This is a genomic window from Bradyrhizobium sp. AZCC 2230 (assembly GCF_036924495.1).
Lineage (GTDB): Bacteria > Pseudomonadota > Alphaproteobacteria > Rhizobiales > Xanthobacteraceae > Bradyrhizobium > Bradyrhizobium rifense.
The window spans coordinates 5,503,146-5,515,860 of record NZ_JAZHRS010000001.1; the positions used below are offsets into that span (position 1 = coordinate 5,503,146).

Annotated in this window: 10 protein-coding genes and 1 pseudogene; 5 read left to right on the forward strand and 6 right to left on the reverse strand. The window is 60.9% G+C overall.

The genetic code is table 11. The annotated features are described in order from the left end of the window. Positions 1-22 precede the first annotated feature (22 nt). The 5 genes from V1280_RS26360 (at position 23) to V1280_RS26380 (ending at position 6,255) form a co-directional block, all read left to right on the forward strand. Positions 23-1,009: an aldo/keto reductase gene (locus V1280_RS26360; protein ID WP_334530928.1), complete on the forward strand. Its 987-nt coding sequence runs from the start codon at positions 23-25 to the stop codon at positions 1,007-1,009. A 168-nt stretch (positions 1,010-1,177) separates the two neighbouring features. Beyond that, the gene (locus V1280_RS26365; RefSeq protein ID WP_334538421.1) at positions 1,178-2,263 is read left to right on the forward strand and encodes a Gfo/Idh/MocA family protein; all 1,086 of its coding nucleotides are present in this window, start codon (positions 1,178-1,180) and stop codon (positions 2,261-2,263) included. A 353-nt stretch (positions 2,264-2,616) separates the two neighbouring features. Beyond that, the gene (locus V1280_RS26370; protein ID WP_334530931.1) at positions 2,617-4,392 is read left to right on the forward strand and encodes an adenylate/guanylate cyclase domain-containing protein; all 1,776 of its coding nucleotides are present in this window, start codon (positions 2,617-2,619) and stop codon (positions 4,390-4,392) included. Between the two features lie 100 nt (positions 4,393-4,492). Further along, positions 4,493-5,245, forward strand: coding sequence for a phosphotransferase (locus tag V1280_RS26375; protein ID WP_334530934.1), 753 nt, complete (start codon positions 4,493-4,495; stop codon positions 5,243-5,245). A 197-nt stretch (positions 5,246-5,442) separates the two neighbouring features. Then, positions 5,443-6,255, forward strand: coding sequence for an aminoglycoside phosphotransferase family protein (locus V1280_RS26380; RefSeq protein ID WP_334530937.1), 813 nt, complete (start codon positions 5,443-5,445; stop codon positions 6,253-6,255). An 856-nt stretch (positions 6,256-7,111) separates the two neighbouring features. Here V1280_RS26380 and V1280_RS26385 read toward each other — a convergent pair. The 6 genes and pseudogenes from V1280_RS26385 to tnpA all read right to left on the reverse strand — a co-directional run bounded on the left by V1280_RS26385 (position 7,112) and on the right by tnpA (position 12,707). Beyond that, positions 7,112-8,448, reverse strand: a pseudogene (locus V1280_RS26385) (serine hydrolase domain-containing protein). 684 nt (positions 8,449-9,132) lie between these two features. After that, positions 9,133-9,375 (reverse strand): PilZ domain-containing protein, encoded by a 243-nt coding sequence (locus V1280_RS26390; RefSeq protein WP_334525120.1) that lies wholly within the window; start codon positions 9,373-9,375, stop codon positions 9,133-9,135. Positions 9,376-9,381: 6 nt separating this feature from the next. Beyond that, entirely contained in the window at positions 9,382-9,603 is a 222-nt protein-coding gene (locus tag V1280_RS26395) for a hypothetical protein (RefSeq protein WP_334525123.1), read from the reverse strand. Between the two features lie 672 nt (positions 9,604-10,275). Then, positions 10,276-11,865, reverse strand: a complete 1,590-nt coding sequence (gene tnpC / locus V1280_RS26400) for an IS66 family transposase (protein ID WP_334518647.1) — start codon at positions 11,863-11,865, stop codon at positions 10,276-10,278. A gap of 69 nt (positions 11,866-11,934) precedes the next feature. Further along, positions 11,935-12,288 carry an IS66 family insertion sequence element accessory protein TnpB gene (gene tnpB / locus V1280_RS26405; RefSeq protein WP_027545641.1) on the reverse strand — a complete coding sequence of 118 codons (354 nt, stop codon included), beginning with the start codon at positions 12,286-12,288 and terminating at the stop codon, positions 11,935-11,937. Further along, on the reverse strand, positions 12,285-12,707 hold the full coding sequence (gene tnpA, locus V1280_RS26410) for an IS66-like element accessory protein TnpA (protein ID WP_334518652.1): 423 nt from the start codon (positions 12,705-12,707) through the stop codon (positions 12,285-12,287). Before tnpA ends, tnpB begins: the two co-directional genes overlap by 4 nt. Positions 12,708-12,715: the final 8 nt, after the last annotated feature.

The window sequence follows — 12,715 nt, forward strand, 5'->3', positions numbered from 1 at the left end:
CCGGTTCGATAGGAGTTGCAAGATGCGCATGAGAAAGTTGGGCGCCCTGGAGGTGTCCGAACTCGGCTTCGGGATCCTGAGCTTCGCTTCGACTTACGGCCAAGCGCCGGAAAAGGCAGAGAGCATTCGCGTCATTCGCGGCGCGCACGACCTCGGCATCACCCTGTTTGATACTGCCGAGGTTTACGGTCCCTGGACCAACGAAGCTCTGCTCGGGGAAGCGCTGGCGCCCGTCCGCAACGAGGTCGTGATCGCCACCAAGTTCGGCTTTGACATTGATCCTGCGACAGGCGAACGCCGCGGGCTCAACAGCCAGCCGGAGCACATCAAGCGCGCAACGGACGCGATGCTGCGACGCCTCGGCACGAACCACATCGATCTTCTCTACCAGCACCGCGTCGATCCGAACGTCCACATCGAAGACGTCGCCGGCGCGGTGAAGGACCTGATCGCGGCCGGCAAGGTGCGCCACTTCGGTCTTTCAGAGGCGGCGGCGGACACCATCCGCCGCGCCCATGCCGTCCAACCTGTCACTGCGATCCAAAGCGAATACTCGCTGTGGACCCGTGACCCGGAGCCGGAGGTGCTGCCTCTCTGCGAGGAACTGGGCATCGGCTTCGTGCCCTGGGGCCCGCTCGGGACCGGCTACCTGACCGGCAAGGTTGCGAGTACGTCGAGCTTCGGCGTGAACGACTTCCGCGCCGGATCCCCGCGCTTCACTCCAGAGGCGATGAAAGCCAATCAGGCTGTGGTCGAGGCGGTCGAATTGCTCGCCGCGGCCAAGGGCGCCACGGCCGCGCAGGTGGCGCTCGCCTGGCTTCTCGCAAGAGGGCCCAGCATCGTGCCAATCTTCGGCACGCGTCGCCTGGACCGCGTGAAGGAAAACCTCGGCGCGGCCGAAGTGATCCTTTCCGATGAGGACATGGCCGCTATCGAGGCGCGCCTGGCCCGGATCGAGGTCACTGGCGAGCGGCTGCCGCCCGCTGTCCTCAAGCTGTCCGAGCGCTAATCACCGCACCCGGAGTAACCGGATGAAGACGCATGAATGGGCAGGAGCGCCCTTGTGGTCTCTGCCATCGGCCTCCGGCTTGCATGGGCTTGAGCACAAACTACGGCCCGGCCGCGACAGGCCGATGGAGAACCGAACATTACGACTAAACAACGCTTTAAGGTAGGCATCGTCGGGTTGCAACCTAGCAGGAGCTGGGCAGCCCGAGGCCATGTCCCTGCGCTGCGCGCGCTGCCTGAGAGCTTCGAGATCGCCGGCGTCGCTAACACTAGCCTGGAAAGTTCTCAAGCGGCGGCCGCCGCTATGGGTCTGCCGAAGGCATACGCAAATGTTGCCGAGATGGTTTCGGCACCCGAGATCGACATCGTGACCGTCACGGTCAAGGTGACCCATCATCGGGAGATCGTTAAGGCGGCGATCGAAGCGGGCAAACACGTCTATTGCGAATGGCCTCTGGGCAACGGCCTGGCGGAAGCCGAGGAACTCGCCGCGTTCGCCCGGGCCAAGGGCGTGTTGGGCGTGATTGGAACGCAAGCGCGTGTCGCCCCAGAAATTGAGTATTTGAAGCAGCTCATCGCGGACGGCTTCGTCGGCGAGGTGCTGTCGACCACACTAATCGCGCGAGGCGGTGGCTGGGGCGGGGTCATCCCTCAGAAGAAAGACAATGCCTATCTGCTCGACAAGGCTGGTGGCGCCACCATGCTGACGATTCCGGTGGGACATACGCTCGCTGCGCTTACAGATGTGCTGGGCAAGTTCGCAGATGTATCTTCGGTGCTCGCCACTAGGCGCACCACGGCGCTTGTCGCCGACACCGGCGAGACGTTGCCCGTGTCCGCTCCTGACCAGGTACTGGTGAGTGGATTATTGACCAACGGCGCACCCGTCTCCATTCATTATCGCGGCGGGATGGCGCGGGACGGCGACGGCCTCCTCTGGGAGATCAACGGCACGAAGGGAGATATCCGGGTATCCGGCCCCATCGGCCATGCGCAGCTCGTGCCGCTCTCGCTCAAGGGCGCGCGGGGCGACCAGAAGGCGTTCCAGACGCTGGAGGTTCCTGCGTCTTACCGTACTGGCTTCCCTAAGGAGGTGATCCCCGGGAACATCGCCCGCAACTACGCCAGAATGGCCAAGGACCTGCAGGAAGGCACCCACACGGCGCCAAGCTTCGACGACGCGGTCGCGCTGCATCGGGTGATCGCGGCAGTTGAGCAAGCTGCCGAAACCGGGCGTCGCACCAAGTTAACCTGAGCCAGAGTCAATACAGAGCTACCCCAATCGCGATAGATCATGTTAGCGGAAGGCTACTCGGCACTTCCTAGCAATTTTTGCCGTTGAACCAAAAACTGAGGCGGCGCGAAGTCCGCTAGGGGTCAAAATGCGAAGAACTCAGGTCGAGCATATTTGGTCCGCGCTACCGCGATGAGCGGACCTCCGACAGACGCGGCGTAACTTCGCAGATGGGCCAAAACCGGCTTCGACTGAAATTACCGCCGTGTCGGCTCCGGGCCATAGCGACCGCAAATGGGCATCCAAACAAAACGCGTTTGGCGTGGCCCCTTGATCGGTCGTAAAGTATCCTTTGGATCGGAGCTGCGCGGCCCATGTCGCAGGACGCCTCAGACCAGATCGGACGAAGGTTGTCGGCGATCATGGCCGCCGACGTAGCTGGCTATTCGCGTCTCATGCACCAGGACGAAGAGGCTACCCATACCAGATTGACAGCGCTTCTCGCGGGCAGTGTCGCGCCCGCGATCGCGGAACATGGCGGTCGCATGGTGAAGAATACCGGCGACGGGTTCTTGGCCGAATTTCCCAGCGCCGTCCGGGCGGTCCGGGCCGCTGTGCAGTTCCAAACCCGCGTCAGAGAAGCTACGATCAGCGAGGTGGAAAACAGGCGTATTGCTTTCCGCGTGGGCATCAATATCGGTGATGTAATCGTCGAGCCCCACGACATCTTCGGGGACGGCGTCAACATTGCGGCAAGGCTAGAGAGCATTGCGGAGCCGGGCGGCATCTTCGTCTCGTCTTCCGTTTACGAGCAAGTCCAAGGCAAGGTCAGCGTTGCGTTCGTTGACTTGGGCGAGCAATCTCTCAAGAACATCGCGCGCCCAGTCCGAGTCTATGCAATTGCCCGAGATGGATCATCCGCCGCTGCGGCGTCGTCAGATAGCTCGCCCCCTCGTCTTTCCATCGTTGTGCTGCCATTCGGCAACCTGAGCGATGATCCGGAACAAGACTATTTTGTTGATGGCGTAACCGAAAGTTTGACGACAGACTTGTCGCGCATCAGCGGCTCATTCGTGATCGGGAGACACACCGCATTCACCTACAAGGGCAAAGCGATCGACCTCAAGAAGGTCGGCCGCGAGTTGAACATCCGCTATGCGCTGGAAGGGTCTGTACAACGTAACGGCAACCGGCTTCGGGTCAACGTACAGCTCATCGATGCCGAAAGCGGCAACCACTTATGGGCCGAGCGCTTCGATAAACCCGTCGCCGATCTATTCGACATGCAGGACGAAATCGTGTCGCGGCTCGCCAACGCGCTGAATGCCCAGCTTACCGAAGCTGAGGCGCAGCGCGCTCAGCGCTCGCCGCACCCCAACTCTATGGATCTTGTTTTCCAAGGTAGGGCTTCATGGAACAGAGGGCCAACGCTTGAGCACATGGCTAAAGCCCGGAGCTTTTATGAACGGGCTTTGGGTCTCGATCCCGAGAATGTCGACGCGACGGTCGGTATCGCCAGCGTCGATTTGGTTATGGGAGCCGCTCTCCTTATTGACGACCGGGCCGCGCTTCTCCCGACAGCCGAAGCAAATGCGATCAAGGCGCTTTCATTGGCCCCGGACCATGCCGGGGCCCATTTGGTCCTGGGTATGGTCCACATTTTTAGAAACCGCGCGGCGCAAGGCATTGCTGAATGCGAGCAGGCACTAGCATTCAATCGCAATTCGGCCAATGCGCATGGCCTTATTGGTTACGCCAAATATTGCATGGGTCGCGCGGCCGAGACCGAAGGCCATGTGCTTGAAGCGCTCCGTCTCTCCCCTCGTGACCTCGGTGCTTACTGGTGGATATTCTGTGTGGGCTTGGCCAAGGTACAATGCGGCGCGGATGCCGTAGCCGTCGGTTGGCTTCGGCGAAGCATCGAGGCAAATCGCAATTTCGCCAATAGCCATTTTGTGTTGACCGCTGCGTTGGCGTTGCTGGGTGCAATAGAAGAGGCCCGAACCGCCGCAGAGGCCGGACTTGCGCTCAACCCGGGCTTCACTATCCGCCGTTTTCGCCTCAACTCGTCAAGCGATAATCCGACATATCTTGCGGGGCATGCGCGGATCTGTGAGGGAATGCACCTCGCCGGGGTGCCTGAGGGGTGATGACCACCGATGCGACGGCGCTGCCTTTCGCGGACGCGAGCTTCGACGGGGTTCCTTTTTGCTCGCCGCCGGTGTTTCCTCTGCACGGCGGAGAACGGGCATGCAGGGATCGCTGGGAGAGAAGATCGGCCAAGGCGTCTTCGCTGATGTCCACGCCTGGGCGCCCGGCGAGGTCGTCAAGTTGTCCAAGCCAGGTATCCCGCAGTGGGTCGTCCAGCATGAGGCGCAAATGACCCGCGCGGTCTTTGCCGCCGGCGGCCCGGCGCCGGAGGTTCTCGGCGAAGTCACCCTGGACGGCCGCTTTGGCATCGTGCTGCCGCGGTTCGATGGGCCGACCCTGGCGCAGGCTACGCGCGCCGACGCTATCACGCGTGAGCAAGCGGGCGCAATCCTTGCGACGCTCTGCGTTGCCGTTCACAAGACGCGACCGCCGCCGGGCGCACTCTCGCTGCGCGAGGCGATGGACGCCAGATTGCGGTTCGGGGGCAGCGTGCTTCCGGAGCGCATCACCACCGGCGTCCCCGCGCTGATCGAGCACCTCGCGCCCGATGACGTGCTGTACCATTCCGATCTTCACCCCGGCAACGTGATCATGCCGGCGCAGGGTCCGAGGCTGATCGACTGGCTTGGTGCGGCTCGTGCGCCCGCCGCCTACGAGATTGCACAGTGCCATGCCCTGCTTGCCGAGATTGGCCCGGACCACGCCGACGATCCGGAGCGCCCCCGTCAATTCGGTTCTGCAGGCGGAGTATGCCCGGCTCGCCGGCATAGCCCCTGCAGCACTGACGGCGGCGATGCAGGCCTATTTGCCGATGGTCCGCGTCTTCCTCCTGCTCGGCGGGGCCATGCCTGACATGCGGGAGCGGTTGATCCGGCGCGTCGAGGCGGCCCTGCGCTCAGCGGGGTGATTCCTTTCGGTCATCCCGTCTACGCCAAGGCTACGCCGGGCCAACATACTCGCCCGGCCGCCGGAGCTTCAGCGAAGGCGGCATGCCCGGCCATGACGAAGGACCATAGGTTGAGGGTTCATGGCAACGCGAGGAGCTAAAGATGCAGGGATCGCTGGGGGAAAAAATCGGTGAAGGCGCCTACTCCGAGGCCTACGTTTGGGCGCCAGGGCAAGTCGTCAAACTGTTCAAACCCGGCGTGTCGCGGTGGATGCCCTGGTTCGAGGTGCGCATGCTCCGCGCCGTCCTCGCCGCAGGCGTCCCTGTGCCTGAGGTGTTCGGCGAGGTAACCTTGGAGGAGCGCTTCGGCATCGTGCTGCGTCGCCTCGACGGACCGACCCTGCTGCAGCTAACCCGAACCGGCGCGGTGACGTTCGAACAGGCCGGTGCGATCATCGCGGCTCTTGCCATGTCCGTTCACAAGACGCCCCTGCCGCCGGAGGTCATCTCGATACGTGACTATATGGAGAACGAGTTGCAGGCCGACGATGGCAAGGTTCCGAAGCGCATCGCCGCTGAAATCCTCGCGCTGATCGATCGCTTGCCGCCGGGCGACGGGCTTTGCCATTCCGACCTTAGCCCCGGCAACGTGATCATGACGGCGGAAGGCCCAAGGCTCGTCGACTGGAGCGGAGCGAGGCGCGGGCCCGCCGCCCTCGAGCTTGGCTTCCTGCACATCATCCTTTCCGAACTCGGCCCGGAAATAGCCGACAATCCAGAGCGGCCGCGCGCGACCAATGCGGCGGTGCAATCCGAGTATGCGCGGCTGGCGGGCATGTCTCTCGCGGATCTGACGTCGGCAATGGAGCCTTATTTACCTATCGTCCGAACCTTCGTCGTCCTCGGCAACGTGGTGCCTTCGCTACGGGAGCGACTGCTCCAACGCATCGAAGCGGGACTGCGTTCGGAAGTCTGAATTGTTTTGGTCGCGCGCGCGAGCCGGAGTGGCCTGTCGAAGCGAGGAGTCAATGTCTCCTTTGGGTCAAAATGCGAAGAACTCAACCTGAGCAAATCTAGTCCGCCGTGCCTCGATAGGCGGACCTCGACGAGGTGCCCGGCCACTTCGCTGATGGGCCACAACCAGACCTAGGCTGTTGAAACACAGTCTCGCCAGACAAGCCGCGGCGTCGCGGGCAGCGCTATATGTCAGAGCCGATTGATCCGCAGGGCTGGAAGGTTTGGAGCGAGCGTCCGCGCAAGCACCCTTCATGTTTCTGGGCATAAGCAAGCACGCCCATGACAATCAAAGCCATTACGACAAATCCGGCTACGAGATTCTGCACCATGGCTGCGACTCCACGGGGTTATCGCGCTACGAAGTAAGCGACCGCGCGGCCAAAGATAAAGCCAGTCCTGAATTAAGAGCACGACAGGTTGGCTTCGGCTAGCTAGGGGTCAACAACGGGCATCGCGGCGCCGTCTTACCTCGGTCCGCTCTCAGTCCTAAACCCGACATCACGGCGTTTGAGCTGGTACACCACTCGAATCCGGGCTGCCTACTACCAAGACGGTCGGTACGACTAGATACGTACTAAGATTGGATTATCGCGGCGGAACGATGAACGGTTTTGTGGCGTGTCAGAGATACTAGGAGGCTATGTTGTTCGATGGCAGCGGCGATCAACGTACTCGGCGTCAATCATTCGAAGTTGATCGGATCACCTCGCCGGCGAAGTCGAGGAGTGACGTGGGCAACTCGAGGATGGAGCCGAATGCACTCCTGGCTAACGGCAATCGCGATCGGTCCCTGAAGTCGATCAAGCTTTGGCAGCCTACCTCACCATCGCATCAAAAATCAGCGGCGCCAACTCCGTCTCGATCCGGCCGCGGTGCGATGGTGACTGCATCATGCAGAGCGCGAACAGATCGTCATACGGGTCAACAAAGAAAAAGGCGCCGGCCACGCCATCCCATCCATATATGCCTGGCGGCCACGGCCTCTTCGGCTGCGGCGATGTAAGCACGGCAACGCCCAGTCCGAATCCGGCGTGGACTGCCAGAAAATAAACACTAGCAGGTGCGATTCCGCTCTCAGGACCGATTTGGTCCGACGTCATCAGGGCCACCGTCTCCGGCTTCAGATAGCGTCGTCCGTCAAGCGTGCCGCCATTCAGGAGCATCTGCACAAAGCTCGCGTAGTCGCCGGTCGTCCCTACCATTCCGGCACCACCGGATTCCCAGCGCCTATGCACCATCGGTTCCCTGATTCCGGCAATGGGTGGATCTATCAGATCATCAGGCAGGAACTGGGCAACCAGCGGGCGCTTTGCCTCGTCCGCGACAAAAAACGCGGTATGGCTCATGCCAAGGGAACCAGCAGCCGCTCCTTCTCGAACTGAAACAGCGATTGTCCTGAAACCACCTCGATCACCCGCCCGAGCACATCGACGGAATGGCTATAGGTCCAAGTGGTGCCCGGCTGCTCGGCGAGCGGCAGGTTCGCTAGGCGCGCAGCGAACTCGGCGTTGTCAAAATCGCCGCCGTAAAGGTCGGCCTGCCGATAGAGTTTTTGCACGGGGCCGTCGCCGTAAAACCCGTAGGTGATACCGGAAGTTTGTCGCATCAGATCGAGTACGGTAATTGGGCGCTTGAGCGGTTCCAGCGTAAACACTGGCTTTCCAGTCGCGTCGAGCTTTTCGACGCCGACCTTTACGTCGGCAAAGGCCGGAATGTATTTGGAGAGGGGGTCATCGAGCGACAGCTTGCCGTCGTCAACCAGCATCAGCGCGGCAACCGATGTGATCGGCTTCGACATGGAATAGAACCGAAAGATGGTGTCATCCGTCATCGCTACCTTGGTTGCGGCGTCGCGCAGGCCGAATTTTTCATAGTAGACTGGCTTTCCATGCTGCTGGATCAACAGGATCGCACCTGGAATTTTACCGATCGCGATCTCATGTCGTAGATAATCACCAACCCGCTGAAGGCCCGGTTGCGAAAAGCTTCGTGCGGCCGGCGTATCTCCAAACGTGGCGTTCGAACTTGCAGCAACGAGCGCGGCAACGAGCGCGAACGGCACTCTCCTTGCAGCCGCCTTGATTCGTTGGCCGGCTCGCGTCAGACTTTTAAAATAGGCCGAGGTGCCGCATGACGAGGACGTACTAAACATGTTGCCTCGCCCCAATGGTTTGTGCCGAGCCGCCGTCATTGCGGTCGCGAACGAGCCTGCTGCTGTTTTTCGCGCCCAGCAACTGAGATCGCTCTGGAAAGATCATCTTGCAGTGCGTTCCGAGTTGGCGGTATCCAGCTTGACACAGATCAACAAAGACCCGGCGCGTTGCTACTCTTGCGTCTCTTGTTAGTTTAGAGCGATTTCCTCCGGCGTGGAAGCCATCGCGTGGCGGCCGTGCAAACAAACCGGTCCAGCCTTCTTAGCGCCGCTCTTCGGATGAATGCCAAACTCGCTGGTGCTGGCAGTCGTCCTGCCCGCGATGTCTGAGTTGGGTCAAAAACGATAAACGCAACGTAAGTGAACCCGGTCCGCTGAACCCCGCTAAACGGACCTCAGCGAGACGTGCTGCCACTTCGCCGATGGGCCAAAAGCGGAACTCGTCGTCGGTCGCGGGGGCTCTCGCAGGCTGCCTATCTGCGAGCTTTGAAAACTCAATCGAGCAGATTGCTCGCCAGGGACGGAGAGCCGCCGCACGATCAGCAGTGATGTTAACGATGCCGCCATGGCAAGCCGTGGCCTTCATCGTGCCGGTCACGGTCGCGTTGTTACCGAGCTGGATTGTCAACCGCTGACGCAAGTACGTGGTGACAGTGACGCCGACTGAAAGGTCTCTTGATGCCGCTAATTGAAAGTTACGCCAATCTTGTACGCTCTTCGCCAGACCACGCGGCATGATATTTTTAGTTTGTCTTCAGGTATGATCAACGTAAACGCGGCAGGAATGGTCGCGCTCAGATCGGAAAGCTGCAGAGCGGCGCCCGTAATAGAGAGATCACGAATAATGCAGGAGGTTTTGTCGCCTCCATATTCAATCTGCGCCGGCTTTGAAACGCGATAGCGAGGCGCAATCCGGGTTTCGACCACTGGTGATCACTCCCAATTTATTCCATACTCGTCGGTCGTTTGATTGATCCAGAGCAGAGCGGCTCTAGTATCGAGCCAAACCAGCCGCTCATCTTCGAGGTCTTCGTCAGAAGTCATATGCAGCAGGAACTTATTCTCGGCGAACCTAAAAAGGCTATCGCGCGCCTGACATTCAGCAAGCGTTTGAGTTGCGATAAATGCATACTTTCGCGTGGCGACGAGATGCATGGAAAATCATAGGAAAGCGAAAAATGAATTCCCGCATAATCACGGATAGAGATTAAGAATTCTTCAAGGACAACCGGGTAAGGGCGCGCGGGGACCAAGGCGGTGAACGCAATAAGCCGCAGCGGCTTTCACCGCCGCGGCCCTGCCTGATCAAACGCTGGGTCAATGAAATCAACGAAATATTGGCCAGCCCCGGCACCTCGAAAGCTACGCCCGGATACTGCTGCCAAGGAAGAGGGCCGAGTGAGCCGCGAAGACTTCCTGGACGGTAATGGATTGTTAACCCATCCACCCCGATCATCAACGCTGACTAGCGTGGATAGATCATCCAGAAACTCACACATTGGGAGCCGTCGCTGATCTCAACCCGGCGACGGCCTTTTTTGTTGCGGTGAACATGGACTAGCGAGCTTTCACGAACGACAGTCTCACCATGATGTACGAGAGTGTTCGGGGGCTCTCGCTTCCGACGACGCTGCAAGGACCGTCGGAGACAAGCCCTGCTTTCAGGTGCGGGAAACGCGTGACTGGAAGGAGCATGCCGCCAATCTTGAAACCGAAATGCTCGGGCGAGGGATGTTCTTCGAGATCATCGATTGGTCAGAAGATCAGGGCAGTTGCCACTTTAACGTCGCCGACATTGCCCCTTATCGTAAGCGCTCAGCCGGGACCCTATTGAGGCAGGCTTGACGTTTTGCGGAATCGCCACGGCATGAGGTCTTCGATTCTGCTATGGGGATGGCCGTCGATGATCGCCTCGAGTGTTTCGGCGATGTAGGCAGCCGGGTTGACGTCGTTGAGCTTGCAGGTGGCAACGATCGACGCCAGCAAGGCCCAATTTTCAGCCCCAATTTCATGGCCCGCGAAGAGCGCATTTTTTCTGGTCAGGCAGACTGGCCGGATGGCGTTCTCGACAGGGTTCGTGTCGAGCTCGAGGCGCCCGTCTTCGAGGAAGCGGGTCAGCCCTTGCCAGTGATTGAGCGCGTAGCGGATGTCCTCGGCGAGCGTCGAACCGCTGGAGATCATAGAAAGCTGTTTCTCAAACCACGGCTTTAAAGCAGCGATGAGGGGCGACGAATGCTCCTTGCGGGCGGCCAGCCGCGTGTCCGGCGATGCACCGCGTACCATGGCTTCAATGGCGTAAAGCTGCGCGATGTGCCGAACGGCGGCCTCGGCGATCGGCGATTTGCTGTTACGGGCCAATTTAACGAAGCGCCGGCGCAAATGGCTCCAGCAATGCACGAGCGTCCATGGCCCTTGCGGTCGAGCGACTTCGGTCAGCCGGTCATAACCGTCATAGGCATCGCATTGCAGGAAGCGTCCGCCAAAGCCGTCCAGGAACTGCTCCGCGAAGGCACCGCTGCGACCGGGGGCATATCGGAACAGCACGATCGGCGGACTTGGGCCGCTGTGGCCGCGGTCGTCGGAGACGATCGCCCAGAAGTAGCCCTTCTTCGTTTGGCCTCGCCCGGGATCGAGCACCGGCGCCGTGGTTTCGTCCATGAACAGACGATCCGCCATGGCCAGGCGGCGGCGCATGTGGTCCGCGATGGGCTGAAGATGGAAGCAGGCGCGGCCGGACCAGTTGCCCAGTGTTGCCCGATCAAGCCGGATCCCCTGGCGCGCATAGATCTCGGCCTGACGGTAAAACGGCGTATGGTCGCCAAACTTGGAGACGATCACGTGCGCAATGGCCGCTTCGGTCGGCAGCCCGCTGGGCACGACGTGCTCCGGTGCGTGCGCCTGCACGACAGGGCCCGAGCAGCGGCGACAGATGTATTTCGGGCGGCGCGTGACCAACACCCGCCATTGCGCCGGGATCACGTCGAGGCGTTTGCTGACGTCCTCGCCGATCTTCGTCATGGCGCCGCAACCGCACGGACAGAGCGTGCTCGCAGGCTCGATGATCCGTTCCACCCGCGGCAAATGGGCAGGCAAGCAGCCGCGATTGCGATGAGAACCTTGATCCGGCACGCTCCGCGATCGGCCCTTGATCACAGCCTCGGCTCTCTCCTGCGCGGCGTCCAGGATGCCTTGCGCGATCTCTACGTCTTCCAGCGGTAAGTGATACTGATCTGGCCGCAGCTTCTCGGACTTCGCGCCGAACTTCTCGCGTCGCAATTCGCCGAGGATGACCTCCAGCCGACGCCGCGCTTCCTCCGACGCCGCCAGCGCCCCCTGATGCTCGCTCAACGCCGCCTGCGTTTGCGCCAAAAGCGCTTTGAGTTGTTCATTTTCGTCGCGCAGCGCCGCGATGCTCATGCGCTATTTCGAGCACATCGCCGCCGCACGTGCCACATTCAAAATAGCTGCCGAGTCATTCTGCCGCAGCTATCCAGCCGCCTGGGGACGTCGCGCTTCTTCCGGGCGGACCAACCTCCAATCCAGCCCCTCGAACAGGGCTGCGAACATCGCCGGCGATATGCGCATCACGCCGTCTGCAATCGTTGGCCAAACGAACCTGCAACCTTCGAGACGCTTGTGCACTAACACCAGGCCCGTTCGATCCCAGACCAAAATCTTGATCCGGTCCGCTCGTTTCGATCGGAACACGAAGGCTGCGCCGCTGAACGGGTCGAGACGAAGCATCTCCTGCACCTTCGCCGCAAGCCCATCGTGGCCACAGCGGAAGTCGATCGGCCGCGTCGCGATGTAAATCTTCAGATCGGCACCGGCCGCGATCATCGTGACGCTCGCACTGCGCGGATCACCCGGGACAGCTGCTCGCCATCTATGGCTGTGTCCGTCCGCAGCACGACATCACCGATCGAGATCTCAAGCTTGATCGCCGGAACGTGACGCTCCTTCAACGCGCTTTCCACGACCAGCGGTGCGAATGTCGACTGCGATACCTCGCACGGCGCCAACATGCCTCGCTGTCGAAAGCGTCGTCGCCAATCGTAAATCTGCCAGCGCGTCGCTCCGTGCTTGCGCGCCACCTCGGACACCTGGGCGCCGGGTAGCAGACTCTCGGCGACGATCCGGGCTCTCTCAGCTTCCGAACGCACGCGGCGCCCCGATGGCCCTTCAAGAACCTCCAGCCGGCTCACCGCCCCCGCCGATGAGCCGTCCAAATGGACGTCCTTTTTGCTGTCCAATCCCATCCCAAACC